This window comes from uncultured Sulfitobacter sp., assembly GCF_947500075.1.
Taxonomy (GTDB): Bacteria; Pseudomonadota; Alphaproteobacteria; order Rhodobacterales; family Rhodobacteraceae; genus Sulfitobacter.
The window spans coordinates 650,423-676,204 of the sequence record NZ_CANMQS010000001.1; the positions used below are offsets into that span (position 1 = coordinate 650,423).

The window sequence follows — 25,782 nt, forward strand, 5'->3', positions numbered from 1 at the left end:
GGCCTTTCCCCGCAACTGAGTGCTTCAGGTTTTGGGTTGGCTGCTCTAAATCGCCAAATCCTGGCCCAATTGCCGCCACAAAACAGGGCTAGTCCAGCTTAAACGCTGCTGGAGCATTCTTATGTATTTGTCCGTCGTGGTTCCTTGCATGAACGAGGAGGAGGCCATTCCTTCGCTCGTGTCGCGCCTGGCGCTGGCCATCGCGCCCTACAGCGACCGCGCGGAGATCATCCTGGTCGATGATGGCTCCACGGATGAGACATGGGCCGCGATCAAGGCCGCACAGGCGACATGTCCACAGGTGCGCGGCATCCGCATGTCGATCAACCGCGGGCATCAGATTGCCTTGACCGCAGGACTGCAAGCCGCCCTTGGTGCGCGCATTTTCATGCTGGATGCGGATCTTCAGGACCCACCGGAACTGTTGCAGGACATGATGACCATGATGGACCGCGGGTATGACGTCGTGTACGGCCGCCGGACCGAGCGTCAGGGCGAGACCCTGTTCAAACGCGCCACGGCACATGTGTTCTACCGTGTCCTGAATGCGATGTCTGACGTGGATATCCCCCGCGACACCGGCGATTTTCGTCTTGTCAGCCGCACGGCGCTGGATGCGGTGTTGGCCATGCCTGAAAAGGCGCGTTTCATCCGGGGCATGTTTGCATGGGTTGGATTTCGGCAGATCGGCATTGAATACAGCCGCGCGCCCCGCGAGGTGGGAGAGACGAAGTATCCGTTCCGCAAAATGCTGCGGTTCGCCATTGATGCGATGACGGCCTTCTCCACCAAACCGCTCAAACTGGCGACGCGGCTGTCGTTTGTCAGCCTTGGCGTGGCGGGGTTGATGATGATCTATGTGTTCCGGTCGCTGATCCTGTATCAGACCGCACCGGGGTGGGCCTCTGTTGTGCTGGCGATCTCGGCGTTCTCGGGCGTGCAGCTTTTGACCCTTGGCATTCTGGGCGAGTATATCGGCCGGCTTTACGTCGAAGCCAAGAACCGCCCCCTCTATTTTGTATCCGAAGACACGCGTGCGGCAGATGCCGAAGCGCCCGTCTTGCTTAAAAAGCGAGCTTAACTCATGGAAAACCAAAAACAATTCATGCGCTTTGCGCTTGTCGGCGGCGTTGTCGCGGCAACCTATGTGGCCCTTTACCTGCTGTTCATGGCAGCCGGGCTGACGCAGAGCCTGTCCAACGCCGGTGCCTTCCTGCTGGCGGTGGCGCTGCAATATGTCGGACAGGCCAGCTTCACCTTCGGTGCGCGGCTGGATGATGCACCACAGGTCACGCGGTTTGGTCTGATGATCTGCTGCGGTCTGATTACCTCGGCGGTGATCACCGGGGTTGCCGGGCCCGCAATGGGCCTGCCGCACTGGCTTGCGGCGGTGATCGTCACGGTGGTCCTGCCGTTCCAGAACTATCTGATCATGACCCGCTGGGTCTTTCTGATCCCCGGCGACAAGATGGATGCAGCGCAATGACCCACGTCTACAACGATACGTTCTTTGACTACATCGACCATGGCGCGCGGCGCTCTGCGCAGGCGCTGATTGGTCTGATGTCCGCGTGGCTTGCCCCCAAAAGCGTGCTTGATCTGGGGTGCGGTCGCGGCGTCTGGTTGCGGGAATGGCAACGCGCCGGTGCGACGGATGTGATGGGGGTCGACGGTGATTATGTCGACCGCGCCCAGCTTGCGATCCCTGTGCAGAACTTCCATGCCGGAGATCTGACCGCGCCTTTGAACCTGGGTCGCAGGTTCGATCTGGCACAAAGCCTCGAAGTCGGAGAGCATTTGCCGACGGCCGCGTCGGATGCCCTGGTCGACAGCCTGACCGCCGCCGCAGACCGGGTGATGTTTTCAGCAGCCGTGGTGGGTCAGGGCGGAGAGTTTCACGTCAACGAACAACCCCTGTCCTTCTGGCAGGCCAAGTTCGAGGAACGCGGGTATCGCGCCTATGATTGCCTGCGGCCCTATCTGAAAAAGAACAAGGACGTCGAGCCATGGTATCGCTACAACGCGGTTCTTTACGTCAAACAAAGTGCTGCTTTTGATCTGCCCGATGCGATCCGCCAGCATGCGCTGGACGACGGTCAGATCCTGAAGAATGCAGGCGATCCGATGTGGCGTCTGCGCCGGAGCATCGTGTCACATCTGCCGCAAGGCACCGTGACGCGCATCGCACAGGCGCGCGCGTCAGTCTTGGCAGCCAAAGCCCGGCGTGGTCAGCCTCAGCAAGGTTGATCTGATGAGCCATGTCGCCAGTGACCCTGCCGTGATGGGGATGACCCGCCCGGCCCAACACGGGCTGCGGCTGTGGCCCACTTATCTGGTGACACTGCTGTGCGTTGTGGTGTTCAGCCTGCCCAACCTCATCGATCCGATGATGCGGTATGACGATTTCCCGGCCCTGATGGCGGAACCTGCGGGGTTCTGGGAAAAGACTCTGCATGAAGGCCGGTGGCTGAATTACCTCTGGCATGAGCGCGGGTTTGTCACTCCATCATGGCTGAACTTCGCCCTCTATCAAATGCTCTGGGCCATCTTTGCGGCGTCTTTGGCTGTTGCAGCCATTGGCAGACACGCACAGCCCTGGTTCACGGGGCTGATGGCGCTGCTGATCGTCATCTCCCCCTCAGCAATGCTGATTTCATTGTGGTTCAACACGCTGCTGCCGGGTCTTGCGCTTGTGGCGCTTTACGCCTGGCTGGGCACATGGATGCGCGCCAGCAGCCATCGCGCGCTCTTGCCGCCCTTTGTCGTGCTGACATTCATGGCCTATACGACCTACCCGCTGCTTTTGCTGGCCGTCTGCCTTGCCCGGAGCGAGAACCGGTCGCTGCGCGACCTGATCGGACTGCTTGTCCTTTTCACCTTCAGTTTCGCAGCGGCGGTGCTGTGCGTCTATACGATCAACCTTCAGGTGCATGGCGTTTTTGGCGTACCGCTTGCGGAATGGCGCGACGCGACTCCGGCACAGGATTTCGCCGGGCTGATCGCCAACATTCCGTTGATCCAGCAGAGCCTTGCCGGCTTTCTGATCTCAACCAGTTTTGGGCTTGAGGCAGTCGCCGCCTTTCATCTGGGTCTGTTCGGCCTCACGACCGCTGTCCTGCTGTGGCGCGCACCGGGAGAGGCGGCCTATCTGCATGCAGGGTTCTGGATCGGGGTTGCGCTGATCATGGTCCAGATCCTCAAGACAGGGGCACTTGCCCCGCCGCGGGGGTTCATCTTTGTCTGGGTCATTTACGGGATGATGATCGTCCGCGCAGCCCAACTGCTTGTGGCCCAAGGCGGCACCAGCGGACGGATCGCCAAGAATACAGTCCTGCTGATCCTGTTCTGCTACATCCTTCTGATCTTCCAGCAATATGCCAGCTATCGACCGTGGCAGAAGGAAACCCGCGCCTTGGCAACGGTGGTCGCGCAATCCAACACGCCCGTCACGATTGTCGGAGATATTCTTGATCTGCCATCCGCGCAGCGCGCCGTGATCAACAACGCGCTGGGGCTTGAGTTTCGCATGGACCAATTGACGGGGCGGCGGATCTCCATCTGTGCGACTTCCGCATGCGATGCGGCGCAAAGTGGCACCGTCTTTCACGTCACGGACGAAGGTCTGCTCCGGCAGTAAGAACTGTCGATCCGGCTCCTACCCCAGCCGCGCAAGCAGATCGGGAGAAGGATCCCCCGTTGCAGGCAGTCCGAGACTGGATTGATAGGCGCTGATTGCGGCGCGGCTGTTGGGCCCGATCACGCCATCAGATCCGCCTGTATCGAACCCCCGCGCCGTGAGCCGCTGTTGCAATGCAACGCGGTCATCCTTGGTCAGACCGTATTTGTCTGGCGGGAAGCTGGCGCGCAGGGGGCCACCGCCCAGAATACGATCTGCCAGATGGCCCACCCCAATCGCATAGCTGTCGGAGTTGTTGTAGCGTTTGATCACCCGGAAGTTCGATGTCACGTTGAACACTGGCCCTCCAGCTTGCGGTTGCAGGCGGCTGCCGCCCGGTGCGCCGCTGCCGGCTTCACCCCCCCATTTCAGACCGCGCGTCCAGCCATTGCGCGAGAGATAGGCCGCTGTTGAGGCCAATGAATCCGCAGGATCGTTTGACCAGATATCGCGGCGACCATCCCCAGTGAAATCAACGGCAAAGGCCTCATAGGAAGTTGGGATAAACTGCGTATGCCCCATGGCGCCGGCCCATGACCCGGTCAGCTGGCTTGCTGTGGTATCGCCGTTTTGCAGGATCTTCAGCGCCGCCAGCAGTTGCTTTTCAAAGAACGCCCCCCGCCTGCCGTCATAGGCCAGCGTAGACGTGGCGGAGATCACAGGCACATTCCCCCGCCGCTCTCCATAGAAGCTCTCCAGCCCCCAAACGGCGGTCACGATACTGGCGGCAACGCCGTACTTCGCCTCTACCGCGTTCAATGTGCTGCGATGGCGCGCATAAGCGGCACGGCCCTTGGCGACCCGTTCATCGGAGGCGGCGATGGCCAGATAATCCTCAAGCGTGCGGGTAAATTCCGTCTGGTTGCGATCACGTTTGACCACACCAGGCAGGTACCCGGCACCGCGAAAGCCAGCGTTCAGCGTCGATGGGGAGATCCCCTGCGCCGCCGCACGGCTGCGGAAGCTGGCGACCCAGGCGTCATAGCCCGCATTGGGCGCCGGGCGCAGATCAGCGGGCAAGCTGGCGGCACCTGATGATCCGGCGCTGCTGCTGCCTGCGCGTGGTCCCAGAACGCCCGTCCCGGTCGTACATGCCGACAGGCCCATTGCGCCCAATCCAAGTGTGAAGTTCCTGCGTGACGTCTGCATCTGCCCACCTCAATTTTGTTTTTTCTTGGTGTAGCGCATCCCGCCTCCCCCGCAAAGCGAGCTTTGCGCAATGTGCGGGTTTGGGCTGATCCGGCAGGGGCGCATTTGCGAAAGGATGTCGCAGATTCAGGATGAACAGTTGCGCGATGGCGCACAGGAACATATCAAGAACATATGGCAAAACTGAACCTCAAGGAAAAGCTGGCCCTGCTCAGCGATGCGGCGAAATACGACGCCTCCTGCGCGTCGTCAGGCACCGCGAAACGCAACTCCGCGGATGGCAAGGGATTGGGCAGCACCGAAGGATCGGGGATCTGTCATGCCTATGCACCCGATGGCCGCTGCATTTCACTGCTGAAGATCCTGATGACAAACTTCTGCATCTACGATTGCGCCTATTGCATCAACCGGGTGTCGTCCAACGTGGAACGCGCCCGCTTCACGCCTGAAGAGGTGGTGCATCTGACCATCGAATTCTACCGGCGCAATTACATCGAGGGGCTGTTTCTATCCTCCGGCATCATCAAGTCCCCCGATGACACGATGGCCGATATGGTGCGCATTGCCCGGACCCTGCGGCAGGACCATCACTTTCGCGGGTATATCCACCTCAAGACGATTCCAGACGCTGCTCCTCAGTTGATCGAAGAAGCGGGGCTTTATGCGGACCGGCTGTCGATGAACATCGAATTGCCAACCGATGCGGGGTTGAAAAACTACGCGCCCGAAAAGAACCCCGATGAAATCCGGCGCGCGATGGGAAACGTGCGCCTGCGCAAGGAAGAGTTGAAAGCGCCCACCTACACGGGCCGCAAAGCGCCAAAGTTCGCCCCCGCCGGGCAATCGACGCAGCTGATCGTGGGCGCGGATGGGGCCAATGACCGGACAATCCTGCAAAGCTCCACCCGGCTCTACAGTTCTTACAAGCTCAAGCGGGTGTATTATTCGGCGTTCTCTCCGATCCCCGACAGCACCGCGAAATTGCCACTGATCAAACCCCCTTTGGTGCGGGAGCATCGACTGTATCAGGCGGATTGGCTTTTGCGGTTCTACGGGTTCGACGCGCAGGAGATTGCCCCCGATGCAGGCTCCGGCATGCTGGATCTGGAGATTGATCCGAAATTGGCCTGGGCACTGGCGAACCGCCATGCCTTTCCGGTGGATGTGAACCGTGCGGGCCGGGAAACACTTCTGCGCGTGCCGGGCTTTGGCACGAAATCCGTGGGCCGGATCCTCAGTGCACGGCGCAATGGGGCTTTGGGATACGACGATCTGCGCCGGATCGGGGCGTTGGTGAAGAAAGCCAAACCGTTCATCGTTGCGCGCGACTGGCAGCCCGGCGGGCTGACGGATGCGGCGAACCTGCGCGCGCGGTTTGCCCCGCCCCCGGAACAGCTGAGCCTGTTTTGAGATACAGCGTCACCCTGCCCCGGCTGGGCACCTTTGCCACGTGGCGTGATGCGGCGCGGGCCCTGGCGGGTGCGGATGTCCCCCCCGATGCGGTAGATTGGCGGATGGAAGGCGAAGCCGAAGGGCTGTTTGACGCGCAGGCGATGCCACTTCCGCCCATGGATGCCCCGCTGAATGTGCCGCGCGCTTTTCCCGCATTGGCAAAACAGGTGATCGCCGCCCGCGACCCGCAAGCGCCCCATCTGCTCTATTCCCTGCTGCTGCATCTGCGCGACGCCCCCCGCGCGCTGACCAACCGCGCCGATCCGCTGGTCCAGCGGGCCGAGCAGACGGCCAAACACATCCGCCGCGACATGCACAAGATGAAAGCCTTTGTCCGTTTTCGGGAAGTCAGCCCAGAGGGCGCGAACCGGCGGCAGTTCCTCTCGTGGTTTGAGCCGGATCACCGCATTGAAGAACTGATCGCGCCGTTTTTCACCCGGCGGTTCGGGGACATGGATTGGGTGATTGTCACGCCCGAGGTCACCATGCGATTTGAAGGCGGGGTGCTGCGGCATGAAGCGGTGGCATCTGAACGTCTGGAACTGAGCGATGAGACGGAGGAGCTGTGGCGCACCTACTACGCCAACATCTTCAATCCCGCACGGCTGAAGGTGAAAGCAATGCAGTCGGAGATGCCCAAGAAATATTGGAAGAACCTGCCCGAAGCCGCTTTGATCCCGGATCTGATCGCCAATGCCGAAGCCCGCGCCCGCCAGATGCAGGAAACCGCGCCGAGTTTTGCACCCGCCCGCGCGGATCGCATTCTATCGCGCCTGCCAGAGCGGTCGGTGGATCGAGTTGGCCCGCTTGCCAGATTGAACGCCTGTACCCGTTGCCCGTTGGGTCAGATGGCAACGCAGGGTGTGCCGGGCGAAGGGCCGCAAGATGCGGAATTGATGATTGTCGGCGAACAGCCCGGTGACCAGGAGGATCTGCAAGGTCGCCCCTTTGTCGGCCCCGCAGGTCAGTTGTTTGACCAATTGGCCGCCGACGCGGGGATGGACCGGACAGCCGTCTATGTGACCAACGCCGTCAAACACTTCAAATTCCAGCCGCGCGGCAAACGGCGCATCCACCAAAACCCCACCGCGTCAGAAATCGACCATTGCCGCTGGTGGCTGGACAAGGAAGTAGACCACGTGCAGCCGCTGCTGATCGTTGCCCTTGGCGCCACCGCCGCGCGCGCCTTGACAGGCAACGGCCGTGACCTGATCAAACGGCGCGGATCTGTGGAAAAGGGTCTGTCCGGCCTGCCCGTCCTCATCACGCTGCACCCCGCTGCCATTCTGCGCACCCCCGACAAGGCTACCAGCGCCACCCGCATCGCTGATCTGCGCGGTGATCTGTGCGCGGCGGTTGGTATGATAACCTCTGCGCGACAGGCGCAGGTGCCACGTGGAGCCACCACAGCAGGGAACGCCGGACCACTATCGTGACCCCATATCAGGACGCTCAACATATAGGCAAAACTGTGCCGGGGCTGGCAAACAGACCGCGTGCCGGTCAATTTGGGGTCTACCCCTTTTGATACAGACCCGGACAAGGGCAGAAATGACATCGAACGGCAAGCGAAGCGCTGCCAGAAAGCGCACCGCAAAAGGGCGCTGTCCCGGCGGTACGAAAGAGCAGGCGCAGCGGACACATAACCCGAACAGGCAAATGGAATCAGTGGACCAGGGGGTCCAAAAACTGACCGGGCAGGACGTGTGTCCTGATGTACGGCAAAGCCGGGCGAGCAGGCTAAACAGCACACAACCAGAGGCAAATTTCTACCTAAACGTTAATCTACTCAAATTGTGGCAAACCTCGGAAACAAATCACCTATTTGTGGCAGTCATTGTTTCTAAAATACAAAAAAGGCCTCACTCGCGCCTCTTTTGGCCACGATAACCCGAAGCACCGGCAACAGAATCCTGTCGCCTTCTTTGGAACGGTTAGATGCGTCATTACAGCAATGTAGTCCCACTTCCTGAACGGCACGCTGCGGTCCCCCGCAGGGGCCCGGTTCCCGGTCGGATTGATACTTGCCTGTTGTCATCCTTCGATCAGGCGTTTTGCAGCATGCCTCTGACCTCCGTCGTTGTCACGCAAGGCGTCATGCACGCAGAGACGCTCACAACTTGCGAAGACTTCATGCTAGGAGACACCTTTGCGCTGAAGGACAGCGATGGCAAACTGGCGGCCAATGACCACAGCTTTGCTCCAGTCCCGGCCAATACCCTGAACGTGGATTGCGCCACCATTCGGACCCTCGCAGATTTTGCCGATGTCCTACGGATGACAATGATGGATGAAACCGGCTGCGGGCACCTGTGTTATGCGGTTATCCCACGGCACGCAGGCATGCGTGCGCCGTATCTGCTGGTGCCGCGTCTATTGCCCGCAACGCGCCAACTGACCTTGATCGACGCAGTCCAGATCTGACGCGCCTTACACCCTCATTTATTTCCGTATCGGCTCACATCAAGGCGAGCCGACGGCTTGAAACCTGATCCCGTTGGGCGCGCGATTGTTCTTCCACGTATGATCGCTGCACAAAATTGATATGATCGCGCGCTGCTGTTTCCGCGCGTTCGGGATCACCTGCATTTATGGCCTCAAAAATCTCGCGATGCTGCGCCTGAAGCTGATCCCCCGTGCCGTCGATCGACCGCAGGAAGGACCGGTTGTAAAAGAGGTTCTGCTGCGTCAGCGCATAGATCGACGACATTGTATGCACCAGCAGGGAATTATGGCTGGCATCGATGATCGCGGAATGGAACAGGATATCCGCCTCCTGCGAGGCATGAGGGTCCTGTTCATCATGGGCCGCATCCAGTTTGTCCATGATCCGCGCGAGGATCTCCTTGTCAGCAGCGGTCGCACGGGTCGCCGCAAGGCTGGCGGCAAACCCTTCCTGCGCCGCGCGGAACTCAAGATAAGAGGCAAAAGCATCCTGATGGCGGGAGTAGAGCGCGATCAACGCCGGTGACATGGCCGATCCGACAAGCGGCGCGATAAAGGCCCCTTCGCCATGTCGCACCTGAATGAGGTCATTTTCCTCAAGCTGTTTGAGTGCCTCGCGCACCTTGGGCCGGGAGACGCCCATCTGCTCCGCCAGGTCACGTTCTGACGGCAGGCGACCACCATCCCTGAGGATCCCGTTCAGGATCAAGGTTTCAATCTGCGCAACGATCGTGTCGACGACCGATGTATGCCCGATTTGTTCAAAAACTGAGTTCATCATTCTACCAACGCCCTCTGATCGGTGGCCTGTAACGTTTACCATTATAAGAATCATACCTTCAAAAGTCTAGCTGATAAGCAGTCGTAGCCGGATCAAGTGGTAAATAAAATGATCCAATTATCAGAAAATCTCAATACTCCCAAAATCACGACCACTTCAGCGTGACAAATCTCACCAATAAACTGTTTTAAATATATTTTATCAAAATTCGCAGGTCGCGAAAGAGATCAGAATACATGCAAATGCGCCCTCAAATTAGGCATTTCCTCCAGCAAATCAAGACAAGTGGTCACAATTTTCGTTGACTTGATGGAGTGGTAAATAATATGAACCACCTCATCGAAACCGGGAGATGTCGATGTTTGGGCTCAAGCGCTCCACATCCCCAGAACCAAAGAACGGCAGTATCTGCCACAAGGAGGAGACCCCAAATGAAGAAGATCGTAACAAGCCTGGCCGTCGCGGCCACCATGATGTCTGCGACGGCCACGCTGGCCGCCGACAAGATCCTGCTGAAGACGCCCATCGCGTTCTCCACAGCGCTCCCCGGTCTGGGCACACCCATCCCCCGCGTGGCAGAGCAGTTGAACCTGATGTCCGGCAACACCATCAAGATGAAGGTCTATGAGCCCGGCAAACTGGTCCCTCCTTTCGAAATCCTCGACGCGGTTTCCTCTGGCAAGATCAATTCCGGTTACACCACCGCGGGCTATTGGGCCGGTAAGATCCCTGCGGCCCCTTTGTTTTCTGCCGTGCCATTCGGCCCTGAAGCGGGCGAATACATGGCGTGGCTCTACTACGGCAACGGCATGTCGCTCTATCAGGAGATGTACGACCAGGCCGGTTTCAACGTCAAAGTCCTGCCTTGCGCGATCATCGCACCTGAGACATCCGGTTGGTTCTCCAAGGAAATCAACTCTCCCGAAGACCTCAAGGGCCTGAAAATGCGCTTCTTCGGTCTGGGTGGTAAAGTGATGCAGAAACTGGGTGTTGCGACATCCCTGCTGCCCGGCGGTGAAATCTTCCCCGCACTGGAAAAAGGCGCGATTGACGCGACCGAATTCTCCATGCCTGCCATCGACGCCCGTCTGGGCTTCCACAAGCTGGTGAAATACAACTACTTCCCCGGCTGGCACCAGCAAGCGACCGTGTTTGAACTGCTGATCAACGGCGACGTCTGGAACGAAGCCTCAGAGCAGCACAAGGCGATCATCGAAAACGCCTGCCGCAGTTCCATGACCGACAGCTTTGCCGAAGGCGAAGCGATCCAGCACGCAGCGCTGCTCGACAACATCGAAAACAACGGCGTGATCATGAAGCAGTGGTCGCCAGAGATGCTGGCCGTGTTCAAAGAGACCTGGGAAGAAGTTGCCGCTGAAGAAGCTGCCGCTGACCCCTTCTTTGCCAAGGTTCTGGAAGACATGAACACCTTCCGCGACGGCTACACCCTGTGGAAGAGCAACGCGTTCCTGCCACGTAAGTAAGACCAACACACCTCGGGTGGCGGCCACGCGCTGCCGCCCGATCCCACACTTTCACCGAAATTTCTGATTACCTTAGGTCTGCCCGGCACCCGCGGCAGGCACCGGGAGGGGACCATGGTCGACCAAGATAAACGCATAGACGATCCGATCCAGACCTACGAAGACGTGTTGGAGCATCCGGAGACAGACACCCAGGCCATCGCGGTTGGGTTGGACAAGACAGTCAAGGCCATTGGTCATGTCGTCATGTGGGCCAACATCCTGCTGATCGGCGCCATCGTTTCGCAGGTGCTGTTCCGTTATCTGGCCAATCAGAACTTCCCCAAACTGGATGAGATCCAGTGGCACTTTTACGGCCTCGTCACCATGGTCGGTATTTCATACGCGCTGGTGACAGACAGCCACGTCCGCGTTGACCTGCTGCATATGCAACTGAGCCGCCGCGCCCAGCGCATCATCGAGGTGCTTGGCATTCTGACGCTGCTGGTTCCCTTCATTTATCTGATGATCGATCAGGGCTATGACTACTTCTACGAAAGCCTGCGGGTGAACGAACGCTCCGACAGCCCCACGGGTCTGCCGATGCGCTACATCCTGAAATCCGTCATCCCGCTGTCCTTCATCCTGCTGGCCATGGGCGCGCTTGCCCGGTTGATCCACGACGTCCATGCCTTGTTTGCCAACTACGAACAGGAACGTGTGGGCAAGGGCCTGCGCCTGATCGTTGTTGCCCTGCTTTGCTTCGTTGTTGTTGCAATCGCCCTGACCTTCCTGGTGGAAACCACCGAGGAAAAGCTGGTCATCGCGATGTTCATGACCTTCATCGCCCTGCTGTTTACCGGCTATCCGGTGGCGTGGACGCTGGCGGGTGTGGGTGTGTCCTACTGTGGTCTGGCTTACCTCTTCGACAACGACCTGATGCTGTGGACCGGGTTGGAATCCACCTTCACCGGGCTGGACTATCTGACATTGGGTGCAGTTGTGAACCGGGTCTATGCGACCATGTCCAACGCTGTCCTCGTTGCCCTGCCGATGTTCATCTTCATGGGTCTGATGCTGGACGAATCCGGTGTGGCGGAAAAGCTCATGACCGCGATGCAGCGCCTTTTCGGCAAGACACGCGGCGGCCTTGCCATCACCGTCACCATGATCGGCATCATCCTTGCCGCATCAACCGGGATCATCGGCGCCTCTGTGGTTCTGCTTGGGGTCCTCTCCCTCCCCTCCATGATGGAGCAGAAATACTCCCCCACATTGGCTGCCGGTGTTGTCTCTGCCTCAGGCACGCTGGGCATCCTGATCCCGCCTTCCATCATGCTGGTGATCATGGCCGATCAGATGGCCCTGTCCGTGGGCGATCTGTTCATGGCCGCGGTCTTCCCCGGTATCATCATCGGGGGTCTCTATCTGCTCTACATCTTCATCATCGCGCTGATTAAGCCTGATGTGGCCCCCGTGCCCGAAGGTGCCAAAGCCCCCGACTGGGAAGCTGTCAAAGCCGTGCTGATCGCTGTCATCCCGACCCTTGGTCTGATCCTTGCCGTGCTGGGTTCCATCTTTGCGGGCATCACCACGCCGACCGAGGCCTCCGGCGTCGGCGCATTGGGTGCCACATTGCTGGCGCTTGGCTATCGCAAGCTGACGCTGAAGAAACTGGTGAACGTGCTGATCTCCACCTTCAACACCACGGCCTATATCTTTGCGATCTTCCTGGGTGCGACCGTGTTCTCCTATGTGCTGCGGGAGCTGGGCGGGGACGAGCTGATTGAACACATGATCGCCTCCACCGGGTTTGGCCCGACGGGTACGGTTCTGTTCATCCTGTTCATCGTCTTCCTGCTGGGCTTCGTGCTCGATTGGATCGAAATCACGCTGATCGTGCTGCCCCTGATGCGGCCCATCGTGAACGGCCTTGGCATGGACATCCCCGGTTTCGGCGTCATTGATGAGCCTTCGCTGGTGTGGTTCGTGATCCTTGTGGCGGTTACCTTGCAGACCTCCTTTCTCACCCCGCCGGTTGGCTTCGCGCTCTTCTACCTCAAGGGTGTCGCGCCGAAGGAAATCAGTCTGATGCACATCTATCGTGGCGTGATCCCCTTCGTCCTGTTGCAGCTGACGGGTCTGGCACTTGTCTTCCTCTGGCCTGCACTTGCCACCTGGTTGCCCTCTGTCGCCTACTGAACCCAACCGTTTCGAAAAGGAGAAAGACCATGACTGATCAAGACCTCCTGACCGCCCTGCGCAAGATTGTCGGCTCCCGGCACTTGCTGACCGGCGCGAAAAAGACGGAACGGTTTCGCAAGGGGTTCCGGTCTGGTCAGGGCGACGCGCTGTGTGTTGTGCAACCCGGCACACTGGTGGAACAATGGCAGGTGCTGCAAGCCTGCGTGGCGGCGGACAAGATCGTCATCATGCAGGCGGCCAACACCGGCCTGACCGAAGGCAGCACCCCAAACGGCAGCTATGACCGGGGGGTGGTGCTGATCAACACCCGCCGGATGGACGCGCTGCACCTGATCAAGGGCGGCATGCAGGTGCTGGCCCTGCCCGGCTCCACGCTTTTTGCGCTGGAAAAGATACTGGATCCGTTGGGGCGTCAGCCGCATTCGGTGATTGGATCGTCCTGCATCGGGGCGTCTGTCGTGGGCGGCGTGTGCAACAACTCCGGCGGATCACTGATTGAGCGGGGGCCATCCTATACAGAACTGTCGCTCTATGCGCAGATCGACGCGGATGGCGCATTGAACCTCGTGAACCACCTTGGCATGCAGCTGGGTGACAACCCGGAAGAGATCCTGACCCGTGTGCAGAACGGCACCTTCACCGATGCCGATCTGGAAGAGACAAACAAGAAAGCCTCTGATACCGACTACGCCCGTATCGTCCGCGATGTGGATGCGGAGACCCCCTCACGCTTCAACGCCGACAAACGCTGCCTGCACGAAAGTGCCGGATGCGCGGGCAAGCTGGCGGTCTTTGCCGTGCGGCTGGACACCTACCCCCAAAACGATGCCGAGCAGGTATTCTACGTCGGCACCAACAATCCCGACGACCTGACCGCCCTGCGCCGCCATATGCTGGCTCATTTTGAAACCCTGCCCGTGAGCGCGGAATTCATGCACCGGGAGGTGTTCGACATTGCCACTAAATACGGCAAGGACACCATGGTGATGATCGACAAGCTGGGCACCGACAAGCTGCCGATGTTCTTCGCGCTCAAGGGAGCGGTGGATGCGCGGCTGAACAAGATCCCGTTCCTGAACGGGTTCACCGACAAGTTCATGCAGGCGCTCAGCGCCCTCTGGCCCCGCATCCTGCCCAAACGCATGACGGAATTCCGCGACCGGTTTGAGCACCACCTGATCATCAAGACCCGCGACGGCGGGATTGCCGAAACCCAAGCCTATCTGGAAACAACCTTCGCAAATATCGAGGCTGATTTCTTTGCCTGCACCCCGCGCGAAGGCAAAATCGCAGGCCTGCACCGCTTTGCCGCTGCCGGCGCTGCGATCCGCTACCAGAATGTACATGCGGGCGACGTCGAAGACATCCTTGCGTTGGACATTGCCCTGAAGCGCAACGAACGCGCATGGCTCGAAGAGCTGCCCGAAGAAATCAACAAGCACATCCTGCACCGGCTCTATTACGGCCACTTCATGTGCCACGTGCTGCATCAGGATTACATCCTGCGCAAAGGTGTGGATGTGAAAGCGCTGAAAGCCCAGATGCTGGAACTGCTTGAAAAGCGCGGCGCTGAATACCCCGCCGAACACAACGTCGGGCACCTGTACAAAGCCAAACCGGATCTGGCGCATTTCTACAAATCCGTCGACCCCACCAATTCCATGAACCCGGGCATCGGCAAGATGTCCAAGAAGAAAAACTACGCCTGAAGACCGGGCAAGAAAGGCCAAGACCATGACCAATGTTGTTATCGCATCTGCTGCACGTACTGCTGTCGGCTCCTTCGGGGGATCATTCGCCAACACGCCGGCCCATGATCTGGGCGCTGCCGTGCTGGACGCCATCGTTGAACGTGCGGGGATTGATAAATCCGAAGTGTCCGAAACCATTCTGGGTCAGGTGTTGACCGCCGCACAGGGCCAGAACCCTGCCCGTCAGGCGCATATCAATGCGGGTCTGCCGCAGGAAAGTGCCGCTTGGTCGATCAACCAGGTCTGCGGCTCCGGTCTGCGCGCCGTGGCTTTGGGTGCACAGCATATCCAACTTGGTGATGCGAGCATCGTGGCAGCGGGTGGTCAGGAAAACATGACCATGTCCCCCCACGCGCAAAACCTGCGCCCCGGTCAGAAAATGGGCGACTTGCAGTTCATCGATACGATGATCCGCGACGGATTGTGGGATGCCTTCAACGGCTATCACATGGGCCAGACGGCTGAAAATGTCGCCGAGAAATGGCAGATCAGCCGCGACCAGCAGGACGAATTTGCCGTTGCTTCCCAGAACAAGGCCGAAGCCGCCCAGAAGGCAGGCAAATTCGCGGATGAGATCGCAGCTTTCACCGTCAAGACCCGCAAAGGTGACATCATCGTCGATCAAGACGAATACATCCGCCACGGCGCGACCATGGAAGCGATGCAGAAACTGCGCCCCGCCTTCACCAAGGATGGCTCTGTCACGGCTGCCAACGCCTCCGGCCTGAACGATGGTGCCGCAGCGGTGCTGCTGATGTGCGCGGACAACGCCGAAAAGCGGGGTATCAAACCACTCGCCCGCATTGCCAGCTATGCGACCGCTGGTCTGGACCCCTCCATCATGGGTGTGGGCCCGATTTATGCCAGCCGCAAAGCGCTGGACAAGGCAGGCTGGTCCGTTGGCGATCTGGATCTGGTCGAAGCGAATGAAGCCTTCGCCGCACAGGCCTGTGCGGTGAACAAAGAGATGGGCTGGGATCCCGCGATTGTGAACGTCAACGGTGGCGCGATTGCCATCGGTCACCCCATCGGCGCTTCCGGTTGTCGGGTGCTGAACACGTTGCTGTTCGAGATGCAGCGCCGGGACGCCAGGAAGGGTCTGGCGACCCTGTGCATCGGCGGCGGCATGGGTGTCGCGCTCTGTGTTGAGCGGCCGTGATCTGGATCAAAGACCAAGCAAAAACCGGACCATAGACAGGTCCGAACAACTTACGAAGGAAGAAGAATATGGGACGCGTTGCACTTGTTACCGGGGGAAGCCGGGGGATCGGCGAAGCCATCTCTAAGAAACTCAAAGCGGACGGTTATCGCGTTGCGGCAACCTATGCCGGGAACGATGAAGCGGCGGCAGCTTTCACCGCTGAAACGGGCATCAAAACCTACAAATGGAACGTCGCGGATTACGAAAGCTCTGCGGCGGGCATCGCACAGGTTGAAGCTGACCTTGGCCCCATCGACGTGGTGGTTGCGAACGCAGGCATCACCCGCGACGCACCATTCCACAAGATGACGCCGGAGCAGTGGCATCAGGTCATCGACACGAACCTCACGGGTGTTTTCAACACCGTGCACCCCATCTGGCCGGGGATGCGCGAACGCAAGTTCGGGCGGATCATCGTGATCTCTTCCATCAACGGCCAGAAGGGCCAGTTCGCACAAGTGAACTACGCCGCGACCAAGGCGGGCGATCTGGGGATCGTGAAATCCCTGGCACAGGAAGGCGCGCGCGCAGGCATCACCGCCAACGCAATCTGCCCCGGCTACATCGGCACCGAAATGGTCATGGCGATCCCTGAAAAGGTGCGTGACAGCATCGTCGCGGGAATCCCCGCAGGCCGCCTGGGCGAACCCGACGAAATCGCGCGCTGCGTGAGCTTCCTTGCCGCAGATGACGCCGGTTTCATCAACGGCTCCACCATCTCCGCCAACGGCGCGCAGTTCTTTGTCTGAGGGATAAACCATGACCGACCAGATACCCGACCTCGACCCGACCGAAACGCTGGAATGGCAGGAAGCCGTTTCAGATGTGATCGAAAAGGACGGCGCCAACCGCGCGCATTTCCTGCTCGACAAGGCGGTCTCTCAGGCCCGCGCGGCGGGGGCAAACCTGCCCTTCTCTGCGACCACACCTTATCAGAACACCATTCCCGCCGACGATCAGGAAGCTTTTCCCGGCGATCTGGAAATGGAATGGCGCATTCGCACGATCAACCGCTGGAACGCCATGGCCACCGTGGTGCGGCGCAACAAAGTAAGCAGTGAATACGGCGGGCACATCGCCTCCTTCGCCTCATCCGCTGTGATGTATGACATCGGCCTCAACCACTTCTGGCGTTCCAAATCCGCGATCCATGGCGGCGATCTGGTGTTCTTTCAGGGCCACGTGATCCCCGGCATCTATGCGCGGTCCTTCATGGAAGGGCGAATCACCGAGGAGGAGTTGGAGAACTTCCGCTCCGAAGTGGATGGCAAGGGCCTCAGCTCCTATCCCCACCCATGGCTGATGCCGGACTATTGGCAATTCCCGACCGTTTCCATGGGTCTGGGGCCATTGATGGCGATCTATCAGGCGCGGTTCATGAAATACATGCACAACCGGGGCCACATCGACATGGCCGACCGCAAAGTCTGGTGCTTCCTTGGTGATGGAGAGATGGACGAACCCGAAAGCCGGGGCGCGATTGATCTGGCGGCACGCGAAGGCCTCGATAACCTGATCTTCGTGATCAACTGCAACCTGCAACGCCTTGATGGACCTGTGCGCGGCAACCACAAGATCGTGCAGGAGCTTGAAGGCGACTTCCGCGGTGCCGGTTGGAACGTGATCAAACTCCTCTGGGGCAAAGGCTGGGATGAACTGCTGGAGAAAGACACCTCCGGCAAGCTGCGCCAGTTGATGGATGAAACCATCGACGGGGATTACCAGACGTTCAAATCCAAGGACGGCGCGTATATCCGCAAGCATTTCTTCGGCAAGTATCCCGAAACCGCGGCATTGGTTGAGGATTGGACCGACGAACAGATCTGGGCGCTGCGCCGGGGCGGACACGATCCCGAAAAAGTCTATACCGTCTTCAAACGCGCGACAGAGACCAAGGATCAACCCACCTGCCTGCTGGTCAAAACCGTCAAAGGCTATGGCATGGGCACCGCTGGCGAAGGCCAGAACACCACCCACCAGCAAAAGAAACTGGCAGAGGACCAGCTGCGCGCCTTCCGGGATCGCTTTGACATCCCGATTAGCGACGAAGATCTGCCAAAGGCACCGTTTGTGTCGCTCAACAACGCGCAAAAGGCCTATCTTGCGGACCGCCGCAAGGCACTCGGCGGGGCCTTCCCCATCCGGCACCACAAGGTGGACGCGCTGCAAATCCCTGAACTGTCAAAGTTCGAAGGGCAACTGAAAGGCACCGGAGATCGTGAGATTTCCACCACCATGGCCTTTGTGCGCATCCTGACCACGCTCTTGCGCGACAAGAACATCGGCAAGCAGGTTGTGCCGATTGTCCCCGATGAATCGCGCACGTTTGGCATGGAGGGGCTGTTCCGCTCCGTCGGTATCTACAACCCACGCGGCCAGCAATACACGCCCGAAGATGCCGACCAGATGATGTACTACAAGGAAACGACCGACGGTCAGGTCTTGCAGGAAGGCATAAACGAAGCGGGTGCCATGGCCGACTGGATCGCGGCAGCGACAGCCTATTCCAATCATGGCGTGCCGATGATCCCATTCTTCATCTACTACTCGATGTTCGGCTTCCAGCGGATTGGTGATCTGGCCTGGGCCGCAGGCGACAGCCGTGCACGTGGCTTCATGCTGGGCGGCACCGCCGGGCGGACCACGCTGAACGGCGAAGGCTTGCAGCACGAGGATGGCCACAGCCATATCCTGGCCAGCACCATCCCCAACTGCATCACCTACGATCCAACCTTCAGCTATGAGGTGGCCGTACTGGTGCACCACGGCCTGCAGCGGATGTATGTCGATCAGGAAGACGTCTATTTCTACCTGACTTTGATGAACGAGAACTACCAGCATCCCGATATGCCTACGGGCGTTGAAGATGAGATCATCAAGGGTCTTTACCGGCTGTCTGAGGTGAAGAAACCCGGCAAGAAACACGTCAATCTGATGGGCTCCGGCACGATCCTTGTGCAGGCGATGAAAGCGGCGGAGATGTTGAAGGATGACTTCGGCGTCACCTCTGACATCTGGTCGGCGACATCGCTGAATGAACTGGCGCGTGACGGTCAGGACGCTGAGCGGGAGAACCGCCTGAACCCACTGGCAGACACCCGTGTGCCTTTCGTGACCCAGCAGCTGAACAAGGCCAAAGGCCCGGTGATCTGCGCCACGGATTACATGAAGAACTACGCTGAACAGATCCGCGCCTTCGTGCCGAACCGCTTCACCGTGTTGGGCACAGACGGTTACGGCCGCTCTGACAGCCGGGTCAACCTGCGCCGCTTCTTTGAGGTGGACGCAAACCACATCGCCGCTGCGGCCATGGTCGATCTCTACCGCGAAGGCGCGGTCAGCAAGGCCGATCTGACCAAAGCACTCAAGAAGTACGACATTGACGGCGCCAAGCCGAACCCGCGTTTGGTTTAACCGCGCATATCAGGAGACGAGAAGATGACAATTGAAGTAAAAGTGCCTGATATTGGCGATTTTGACGATGTGCCGGTGATTGGCATTCTGGTCAGCGTGGGCGACGTGATCGCCGAAGAAGACCCGCTGGTTGAGCTGGAATCCGACAAGGCCACCATGGAAGTGCCCAGCCCTGCGGCTGGCAAAGTGGTGGAGATCAAGGTCAGCGAAGGCGACAAGGTATCCGAAGGTGCATTGCTGCTGATCCTTGAAGGCGAAGCGACAAGTGATGCCCCCGCTCCGGCGGCAGCACCCGCTGCGGCGGCCCCTGCTCCAGCGGCGGCTCCTGTTGCGGCACCGGCCCCCGTGGTCACGGATGCAGGCTTCGGCAAAGCGCATGCTTCCCCCTCCGTCCGGGCTTTCGCCCGCCAGTTGGAGATTGACCTGACCAAGGTCAACGGCACGGGCCGCAAGGGACGCATCCTGCGCGAAGACGTGACTGCGATGCTCAAATCCACCACGGCCCCCGCAGCCAGCGGTGCCGCTCAGGGCGGCATGGGCATCCCGCCGATCCCGGTGGTGGATTTCTCCAAATTCGGCCCGGTCGAAGATGTGGAAATGCCCCGGATCAAGAAGCTTTCGGGCCCCGCGCTGCACCGCAGCTGGCTGAACATCCCGCATGTGACCCACAACGAAGAGGCGGACATCACCGATCTGGACATGTACCGTCGCGAGTTGGACACGCAGGCCAAAACCGAAGGGTATCGCGTCACGTTGCTGTCGTTCGTGATCAAGGCGTCCGTTTCTGCCCTGAAACAGCATTGGGAGGTCAATTCCTCGATCCACCCCGATGGCGACAAGCTGATCAAAAAGGACTTCTACAACATCGGCTTTGCCGCCGACACGCCCAACGGGTTGGTTGTTCCGGTGATCAAGGACGCGGATCGCAAAGGCATTGTCGAGATCTCCAAAGAGCTGGGAGAGCTTTCCGCAAAAGCCCGCGATGGTGCGCTGAAAGGGCCGGACATGTCCGGCGCGACTTTCACCATTTCCTCGCTCGGCGGTATTGGCGGCACGTCCTTCACCCCGATCGTGAATGCGCCCGAAGTGGCCATTCTGGGCCTCACCCGGTCCAAGATGGCACCCGTATGGGACAAGGAAACCGAAACCTTCCTGCCACGCAACATGCAGCCGCTTTCGCTCAGCTATGACCACCGTGCCATTGACGGCGCACTGGCGGCCCGGTTCTGCGCGACCCTGAAACACCTGCTCGGCGATGTGCGCCGGCTGATGCTGTAAGGAGGGCGTGACCATGGAAGTCAAAGTTCCCGATATTGGCGATTTCGACAACGTCCCCGTCATCGGCATTCTGGTCAGCGTGGGTGACACCGTCGCCGCCGAAGACCCGCTGATCGAGCTGGAAAGTGACAAAGCCACAATGGAAGTGCCCTCCCCCGCTGCGGGCGTGGTGAAGGAGATCAAAGTGGCCGAAGGGGACCAGGTCTCAGAAGGCGCATTGATCCTGATCCTTGAAGGTGCGGATGCGGGCGATGTGCCAGCCGCACCAGCAGAGGCCCCCGCTGCGGCCCCCACAGCCGTTGCTGCCACAGGCACAGCAACTGGTGCAGGTGACGTGCATGGGGAGGTAGTTGTTCTGGGCTCTGGGCCGGGGGGCTACACCGCAGCGTTCCGCGCGGCGGATCTCGGCAAGAAGGTCGTGTTGATCGAAAAATACGACACCCTTGGCGGGGTTTGCCTGAACGTGGGCTGTATCCCATCGAAAGCGCTGTTGCACAGCGCCAAGGTGATCACCGAAGCCGAAGAGATGGCCGATCACGGTGTCAGCTTTGGCAAACCCAAGATCGACATCGACAAGCTGCGCGACTGGAAATCTTCCGTCGTGGGTCAGTTGACAGGTGGCCTCTCCGGTCTGGCGAAGGGCCGCAAGGTCACGGTCGTGAACGGCTATGGCACATTCACCGGGCCCAACATGATCGAAGTGCAAGGCGAGTACGGCACCAAGACGGTCAGCTTTGACCAGTGCATCATCGCCGCAGGCTCCCAAGCGGTGCACCTGCCCTTCATCCCCCACGACGATCCGCGCATCATCGACAGCACCGGCGCGCTGGAATTGGCGGACATCCCCAAGCGCCTGCTGGTGCTGGGCGGCGGGATCATCGGGCTTGAGATGGCCTGCGTCTATGACGCGATGGGATCGAAAGTGACCGTCGTGGAATTCATGGACCAGATCATTCCCGGCGCGGACAAGGACATTGTCAAACCGCTGCACAAACGCATCGAAGGCCGCTACGAGGCGATCCTGACCAAGACCAAGGTGACCGCCGTTGAAGCCCAGAAAAAGGGCATCAAGGTCACGATGGAAGGCCCGGATGGTGAGATTGTCGATACCTTCGACAAGGTGCTGGTGGCCGTGGGCCGCAAACCCAACGGCGCGTTGATTGATGCGGACAAGGCGGGCGTCGCTGTGGACGAACGCGGCTTCATCGCCGTGGACAAACAGCAGCGCACCGGCGTGCCGCATATCTTCGCCATCGGCGATGTGGTCGGCCAGCCGATGCTGGCACACAAAGCCGTGCACGAAGGGAAAGTCGCTGCCGAGGTCTGCGCAGGTCACAAACGCTTCCTGGATGCCAAGGTGATCCCATCGGTCGCCTATACCGATCCCGAGGTCGCCTGGGTCGGCATGACAGAGAACGAAGCCAAGGCAAGCGGCATCAAAGTCGGCAAGGGTGTTTTCCCATGGGCCGCCTCCGGCCGCTCCCTGTCAAATGGCCGCAACGAAGGCATCACCAAGGTGCTGTTCGATCCCGAAACCAACCGTGTTGTCGGCGCAGGCATCGTGGGCACCAACGCAGGCGAATTGATCGCCGAAGTGGCGCTGGCGATAGAGATGGGCGCGGATGCGGTCGATCTGGGTCACACGATCCACGCGCACCCGACCGTTGCCGAAACCGTCAACTTCGCGGCGGAAATGTTCGAAGGCACGATCACCGATCTGATGCCGCCGAAGAAAAAGAAGTAAACACACTCCGGGGGCGCGCCTGCGCCCTCGGCCCCCCTTCCCAAAAGGCCAATCCCATGCGCGACCTGAAAATTCCCGAACAACGGCACCCCGAAAAGGCCCGCAAGCCCGACAACGCGCAGCCGAAAAAACCCAGCTGGATCCGCGTCCGCGCACCGGGTGGGCAGGCCTATGACGACACCAAAAAGATCATGCGTGAGAACAGCCTCGTCACGGTCTGCGAAGAGGCCGGATGCCCCAACGCGGGTGAATGCTGGTCCCAGGGCCACGCCACCATGATGATCATGGGAGAGATCTGCACACGCGGCTGCACCTTCTGCAATATCGCCACGGGTCGCCCTGACCAGTTGGACGCGTTTGAGCCGGGTCGTGTGGCCCATGCGGTCGCCAAACTGGGTTTGAACCACGTGGTCATCACATCCGTGGATCGCGACGATCTGGAAGACGGCGGTGCTGAGCACTTCGCCCAGACCATCCGCGCCGTGCGCCACCGTAGCCCCAAGACCACCATCGAAGTGCTGACACCCGACTTCCTGAAGTGCGATGCAAGCATGCTGGAAACGGTCGTCGACGCGCGGCCTGATGTGTTCAACCACAACCTTGAAACCGTCCCCGGCCTCTACCCCGAGGTCCGTCCCGGCGCACGCTACTTCCACTCACTCCGCCTGTTGCAACGGGTGAAGGAGTTGGACGGCAGTATTTTTACCAAATCAGGCATCATGGTGGGCTTGGGCGAAGACCGCAAATCCGTCCTGCAAGTCATGGACGACATGCGCGCGGCGGATGTGGATTTCCTGACCATCGGGCAATACCTGCAACCCACGCCCAAGCACCACGGCATCGACCGTTTCGTAACACCGGAAGAGTTCGCTTCCTACGAAAAGGCCGCTTATGGCAAAGGGTTCTCCATGGTGTCGGCCACGCCGCTCACCCGCTCCAGCTATCACGCGGGCGATGACTTCGCGCGGCTGCGCGAAGCTGCTGAGCGTAAAGCATCCAGCATCGGCTGAAGGGGAACCTGCACCACGTCGCGGGTGCAGACCCTCTGTTGCCTATATCCGGACCAATCGGAGACTTCAGAACTCACAGAAAGGACAAACGATGTGGGGTATTTGCGTGATGAGCGCGGTGAAAGGCAAAATGCTGTCGCGCCGTTCCTTCACCGAAGGCACGGCTGTGGCCCGGACCACAAGCGCGATGGGCACGCCTGCCATGGCCGCTGCCGGTGCGACGCTGGTGATCGTTGCGCCGAAACATCGCTGTAGTAGCGGCGGGCCTGCACGTATCTTTACGATGCTCTAAGAACACCAGCCCAAGCACCGCAGCAGGGTCTTTGGGCACATTAGTCCCCCTCTGCCCGCGCCTCCGCCGCCCAGTCGATAAAGGCCTCAAGGGCGGCATTGAACGCCTCAGGCTCATTAAAGAACGGCGCGTGTTTGCCGTTTGGGATGTCCGTCGTGCGTCCTTTCCAGATCATGCCATACTGCAAACCCGCGATGTAGTCGTGGTTCAGGAACGGATCGTCATGCCCGTTCATCACGGCAACGGGGATCTGCCCCTCGCGCAGCATCCGCATATGGCGCGGCCAGTCCACGACGGTCAGCTTCGTGATCATGTAAAACCGCGCCCGCCCGTCCGTGCGGCGCAGATTGCGATGCAGGAATGCGCTCTTTTCGGATTTGGGCACGGTAGCATGGCTGGCGAAGGTCGTGGCCTCCGCCCCTGTGAGATACTGTTTGCCCGCCAGAATGAGGTGGGATTTGGCATCATGCCCCTTGGCGAAATCATCAGGTGCCATGTTCAAAGGTGCGGTGCCCGTTGTGACCACGCCCGCATAGGCTTGCGGATTGCGCGCGGTGAGTTCCAGCGCGTTGTACCCTCCCAGTGACCAGCCCAGGACAATCGGGTTTGTGATGCCTTTCTGCGTCAAGATCTCCTCCGCGATGTCCGCATAGGCGATGACGTTGTAGGTCTCTTCGGGATCGCCATTATCCGATGCGCCATGCCCCGGCAGGTCGAACGCGATGACCCGGTGCCTGTCGCGGAAATGGGCAAATTGGTTCTGGAAGGCTTCCTTGCAGGCGGAGTTTCCATGCAGCAGCAGAATAGGCGGGCCAGTATGAGTATGACTTGCACCCGTATCCGCCACGGCGATCAACCCGTGTTTGGTCTCAACCATTTCCTCGCGCAGGCCCAGCATCCCTTCCCGCTTGGCCCGTTCGAAACGCCGCCGCATCCGCACCATCAGCGCCGCGCGCAAGGTCGCGAACGTCTCCCGCAATTCCTGTATCACGCCCCACAATCCGCCGGGATAAAACACCATCACCGCCACGATCATCAATGCGATGATGATGTCGCGCCACGCCCCCATCCACCCAAGGCTTTCCGACAGCAGGATGATCACAAAGGCCGCGATCACCGGCCCCCAGAGCGTCGCAAGCCCCCCGACCAAAAGGATCGACAGCACCAGTGTCAGTGACCCGATCCCGAATATATCTGGCGAAGCGACGCGCACATAAGAGCCATAGAACCCACCCGCAATGCCCGCAAAAAACGCGCTCAGAGCAAGGGTCGCAAGCCGCGTGCGCCACTCCGAAACGCCCCGCGACATGGCGTAGTATTTGTTGTCCCGCAGCGCGATGATCGCACGCCCCAAAGCGGAGCGGGTGATCAGATAGATCGACCCCACGCAGACCACCATCAGCGCAAGGGCCGTATAGTAGTACCCGATCTTGCCATCCTTGACGAAGCGGTAGCCATCAATCTGCAACATCGGCAGCGTCACCATGCCGGAGGTCCCTCCGGTGATGTCGGACTGCGAAATCACACCCTGATAGATGATCTGCGAGAAGGCGATGGTGACAAGGATCACATACATCCCATCCAGCCGCAGCACCGGCAGCACCATGATCGACGCAAAAACCATCGCCGCTGGCCCCGCCAGCAGGATTGCCAGCCACGGGTTCACCCCATAGGTCTTGGCCAGAATGCCATAGGTGTAAATCCCCACAGCAAACAGCGCCACATGCGCGAAATTCAACAGCCCGCCAAAGCCAAAGCTGAGATCCCATGAGGCCGCGACAATTGCAAAGACCAGCGACAGGATGATCAGGTGCCGGATGTAGGAGCCATCAAAGACAAAGGGCACCACTGCCAGCACCAGAACAAACAGAACCGCCGGGATCAGGCCGTTGGTGCGGTGGAAAGGAGGATCATAGCGCAT

Annotated in this window: 20 protein-coding genes; 17 read left to right on the forward strand and 3 right to left on the reverse strand. The window is 59.7% G+C overall.

The genetic code is table 11. From position 1 onward, the window contains the following. Positions 1 to 121 precede the first annotated feature (121 nt). Genes Q1A91_RS03205 through Q1A91_RS03220 form a run of 4 tightly spaced genes read left to right on the forward strand, consistent with a single transcriptional unit; the run spans position 122 to position 3,637 of the window. Positions 122 to 1,081, forward strand: coding sequence for a glycosyltransferase family 2 protein (locus tag Q1A91_RS03205; RefSeq protein WP_299872722.1), 960 nt, complete (start codon positions 122 to 124; stop codon positions 1,079 to 1,081). A gap of 3 nt (positions 1,082 to 1,084) precedes the next feature. After that, entirely contained in the window at positions 1,085 to 1,486 is a 402-nt protein-coding gene (locus tag Q1A91_RS03210; protein WP_299872725.1) for a GtrA family protein, read from the forward strand. Then, positions 1,483 to 2,247 carry a methyltransferase domain-containing protein gene (locus Q1A91_RS03215; RefSeq protein ID WP_299872727.1) on the forward strand — a complete coding sequence of 255 codons (765 nt, stop codon included), beginning with the start codon at positions 1,483 to 1,485 and terminating at the stop codon, positions 2,245 to 2,247. Before Q1A91_RS03210 ends, Q1A91_RS03215 begins: the two co-directional genes overlap by 4 nt. Before the next feature lie 4 nt (positions 2,248 to 2,251). Next, a complete protein-coding gene (locus tag Q1A91_RS03220; RefSeq protein WP_299872730.1) occupies positions 2,252 to 3,637 on the forward strand; it encodes a hypothetical protein in 1,386 nt (461 codons plus the stop codon). Between the two features lie 18 nt (positions 3,638 to 3,655). Here Q1A91_RS03220 and Q1A91_RS03225 read toward each other — a convergent pair whose 3' ends face one another. Continuing rightward, positions 3,656 to 4,825: a lytic murein transglycosylase gene (locus Q1A91_RS03225; RefSeq protein WP_299872733.1), complete on the reverse strand. Its 1,170-nt coding sequence runs from the start codon at positions 4,823 to 4,825 to the stop codon at positions 3,656 to 3,658. A gap of 174 nt (positions 4,826 to 4,999) precedes the next feature. Between Q1A91_RS03225 and Q1A91_RS03230 the strand changes: the two genes are divergently transcribed. The 3 genes from Q1A91_RS03230 to Q1A91_RS03240 all read left to right on the forward strand — a co-directional run bounded on the left by Q1A91_RS03230 (position 5,000) and on the right by Q1A91_RS03240 (position 8,701). Continuing rightward, positions 5,000 to 6,235, forward strand: a complete 1,236-nt coding sequence (locus Q1A91_RS03230) for a putative DNA modification/repair radical SAM protein (protein ID WP_299872735.1) — start codon at positions 5,000 to 5,002, stop codon at positions 6,233 to 6,235. Continuing rightward, the gene (locus Q1A91_RS03235; protein ID WP_299872738.1) at positions 6,232 to 7,713 is read left to right on the forward strand and encodes a UdgX family uracil-DNA binding protein; all 1,482 of its coding nucleotides are present in this window, start codon (positions 6,232 to 6,234) and stop codon (positions 7,711 to 7,713) included. Before Q1A91_RS03230 ends, Q1A91_RS03235 begins: the two co-directional genes overlap by 4 nt. 625 nt (positions 7,714 to 8,338) lie before the next feature. Further along, positions 8,339 to 8,701 carry a hypothetical protein gene (locus Q1A91_RS03240; protein WP_299872741.1) on the forward strand — a complete coding sequence of 121 codons (363 nt, stop codon included), beginning with the start codon at positions 8,339 to 8,341 and terminating at the stop codon, positions 8,699 to 8,701. 34 nt (positions 8,702 to 8,735) lie between these two features. Here Q1A91_RS03240 and Q1A91_RS03245 read toward each other — a convergent pair whose 3' ends face one another. Next, a complete protein-coding gene (locus tag Q1A91_RS03245; protein WP_299872744.1) occupies positions 8,736 to 9,503 on the reverse strand; it encodes a FadR/GntR family transcriptional regulator in 768 nt (255 codons plus the stop codon). A 431-nt stretch (positions 9,504 to 9,934) separates the two neighbouring features. Between Q1A91_RS03245 and Q1A91_RS03250 the strand changes: the two genes are divergently transcribed. From Q1A91_RS03250 to Q1A91_RS03300, 10 genes are all read left to right on the forward strand, one after another. Then, a complete protein-coding gene (locus Q1A91_RS03250) occupies positions 9,935 to 10,987 on the forward strand; it encodes a TRAP transporter substrate-binding protein (RefSeq protein ID WP_299872748.1) in 1,053 nt (350 codons plus the stop codon). A gap of 114 nt (positions 10,988 to 11,101) precedes the next feature. Further along, on the forward strand, positions 11,102 to 13,168 hold the full coding sequence (locus Q1A91_RS03260; protein ID WP_367278629.1) for a TRAP transporter large permease subunit: 2,067 nt from the start codon (positions 11,102 to 11,104) through the stop codon (positions 13,166 to 13,168). Between the two features lie 29 nt (positions 13,169 to 13,197). Next, positions 13,198 to 14,880, forward strand: a complete 1,683-nt coding sequence (gene dld / locus Q1A91_RS03265; RefSeq protein WP_299872750.1) for a D-lactate dehydrogenase — start codon at positions 13,198 to 13,200, stop codon at positions 14,878 to 14,880. 25 nt (positions 14,881 to 14,905) lie between these two features. Continuing rightward, the gene (locus tag Q1A91_RS03270) at positions 14,906 to 16,081 is read left to right on the forward strand and encodes an acetyl-CoA C-acetyltransferase (protein WP_299872752.1); all 1,176 of its coding nucleotides are present in this window, start codon (positions 14,906 to 14,908) and stop codon (positions 16,079 to 16,081) included. 68 nt (positions 16,082 to 16,149) lie between these two features. Beyond that, positions 16,150 to 16,872 carry an acetoacetyl-CoA reductase gene (gene phbB, locus Q1A91_RS03275; protein ID WP_299872755.1) on the forward strand — a complete coding sequence of 241 codons (723 nt, stop codon included), beginning with the start codon at positions 16,150 to 16,152 and terminating at the stop codon, positions 16,870 to 16,872. A 10-nt stretch (positions 16,873 to 16,882) separates the two neighbouring features. After that, positions 16,883 to 19,537, forward strand: coding sequence for a pyruvate dehydrogenase (acetyl-transferring), homodimeric type (gene aceE / locus Q1A91_RS03280; RefSeq protein ID WP_299872758.1), 2,655 nt, complete (start codon positions 16,883 to 16,885; stop codon positions 19,535 to 19,537). Between the two features lie 24 nt (positions 19,538 to 19,561). Beyond that, complete coding sequence (locus Q1A91_RS03285) at positions 19,562 to 20,815, forward strand: 2-oxo acid dehydrogenase subunit E2 (RefSeq protein WP_299872761.1); 1,254 nt, start codon at positions 19,562 to 19,564, stop codon at positions 20,813 to 20,815. A gap of 13 nt (positions 20,816 to 20,828) precedes the next feature. Continuing rightward, a complete protein-coding gene (gene lpdA / locus Q1A91_RS03290) occupies positions 20,829 to 22,559 on the forward strand; it encodes a dihydrolipoyl dehydrogenase (RefSeq protein WP_367278630.1) in 1,731 nt (576 codons plus the stop codon). Between the two features lie 56 nt (positions 22,560 to 22,615). Then, complete coding sequence (gene lipA, locus Q1A91_RS03295; protein ID WP_299872767.1) at positions 22,616 to 23,569, forward strand: lipoyl synthase; 954 nt, start codon at positions 22,616 to 22,618, stop codon at positions 23,567 to 23,569. Positions 23,570 to 23,678: 109 nt separating this feature from the next. Beyond that, on the forward strand, positions 23,679 to 23,861 hold the full coding sequence (locus tag Q1A91_RS03300; RefSeq protein ID WP_299872770.1) for a hypothetical protein: 183 nt from the start codon (positions 23,679 to 23,681) through the stop codon (positions 23,859 to 23,861). 40 nt (positions 23,862 to 23,901) lie between these two features. Here the strand turns inward: Q1A91_RS03300 and Q1A91_RS03305 are convergent, their stop codons facing one another. Further along, the gene (locus Q1A91_RS03305) at positions 23,902 to 25,782 is read right to left on the reverse strand and encodes an alpha/beta fold hydrolase (protein WP_299872773.1); all 1,881 of its coding nucleotides are present in this window, start codon (positions 25,780 to 25,782) and stop codon (positions 23,902 to 23,904) included.

What these genes read in the sequence shown, in the direction of transcription:
- Q1A91_RS03225 (WP_299872733.1), bottom strand. Translation starts at nt 4,825, where the DNA reads ATGCAGACGTCACGCAGGAACTTCACACTTGGATTGGGCGCAATGGGC.
- Q1A91_RS03210 (WP_299872725.1), top strand. Translation starts at nt 1,085, where the DNA reads ATGGAAAACCAAAAACAATTCATGCGCTTTGCGCTTGTCGGCGGCGTT.
- Q1A91_RS03260 (WP_367278629.1), top strand. Translation starts at nt 11,102, where the DNA reads ATGGTCGACCAAGATAAACGCATAGACGATCCGATCCAGACCTACGAA.
- Q1A91_RS03215 (WP_299872727.1), top strand. Translation starts at nt 1,483, where the DNA reads ATGACCCACGTCTACAACGATACGTTCTTTGACTACATCGACCATGGC.
- Q1A91_RS03300 (WP_299872770.1), top strand. Translation starts at nt 23,679, where the DNA reads ATGAGCGCGGTGAAAGGCAAAATGCTGTCGCGCCGTTCCTTCACCGAA.
- aceE (WP_299872758.1), top strand. Translation starts at nt 16,883, where the DNA reads ATGACCGACCAGATACCCGACCTCGACCCGACCGAAACGCTGGAATGG.
- Q1A91_RS03205 (WP_299872722.1), top strand. Translation starts at nt 122, where the DNA reads ATGTATTTGTCCGTCGTGGTTCCTTGCATGAACGAGGAGGAGGCCATT.
- Q1A91_RS03305 (WP_299872773.1), bottom strand. Translation starts at nt 25,782, where the DNA reads ATGCGCTATGATCCTCCTTTCCACCGCACCAACGGCCTGATCCCGGCG.
- phbB (WP_299872755.1), top strand. Translation starts at nt 16,150, where the DNA reads ATGGGACGCGTTGCACTTGTTACCGGGGGAAGCCGGGGGATCGGCGAA.
- Q1A91_RS03250 (WP_299872748.1), top strand. Translation starts at nt 9,935, where the DNA reads ATGAAGAAGATCGTAACAAGCCTGGCCGTCGCGGCCACCATGATGTCT.
- Q1A91_RS03240 (WP_299872741.1), top strand. Translation starts at nt 8,339, where the DNA reads ATGCCTCTGACCTCCGTCGTTGTCACGCAAGGCGTCATGCACGCAGAG.
- Q1A91_RS03220 (WP_299872730.1), top strand. Translation starts at nt 2,252, where the DNA reads ATGAGCCATGTCGCCAGTGACCCTGCCGTGATGGGGATGACCCGCCCG.
- Q1A91_RS03285 (WP_299872761.1), top strand. Translation starts at nt 19,562, where the DNA reads ATGACAATTGAAGTAAAAGTGCCTGATATTGGCGATTTTGACGATGTG.
- Q1A91_RS03245 (WP_299872744.1), bottom strand. Translation starts at nt 9,503, where the DNA reads ATGATGAACTCAGTTTTTGAACAAATCGGGCATACATCGGTCGTCGAC.
- Q1A91_RS03230 (WP_299872735.1), top strand. Translation starts at nt 5,000, where the DNA reads ATGGCAAAACTGAACCTCAAGGAAAAGCTGGCCCTGCTCAGCGATGCG.
- Q1A91_RS03270 (WP_299872752.1), top strand. Translation starts at nt 14,906, where the DNA reads ATGACCAATGTTGTTATCGCATCTGCTGCACGTACTGCTGTCGGCTCC.
- dld (WP_299872750.1), top strand. Translation starts at nt 13,198, where the DNA reads ATGACTGATCAAGACCTCCTGACCGCCCTGCGCAAGATTGTCGGCTCC.
- lipA (WP_299872767.1), top strand. Translation starts at nt 22,616, where the DNA reads ATGCGCGACCTGAAAATTCCCGAACAACGGCACCCCGAAAAGGCCCGC.
- lpdA (WP_367278630.1), top strand. Translation starts at nt 20,829, where the DNA reads ATGGAAGTCAAAGTTCCCGATATTGGCGATTTCGACAACGTCCCCGTC.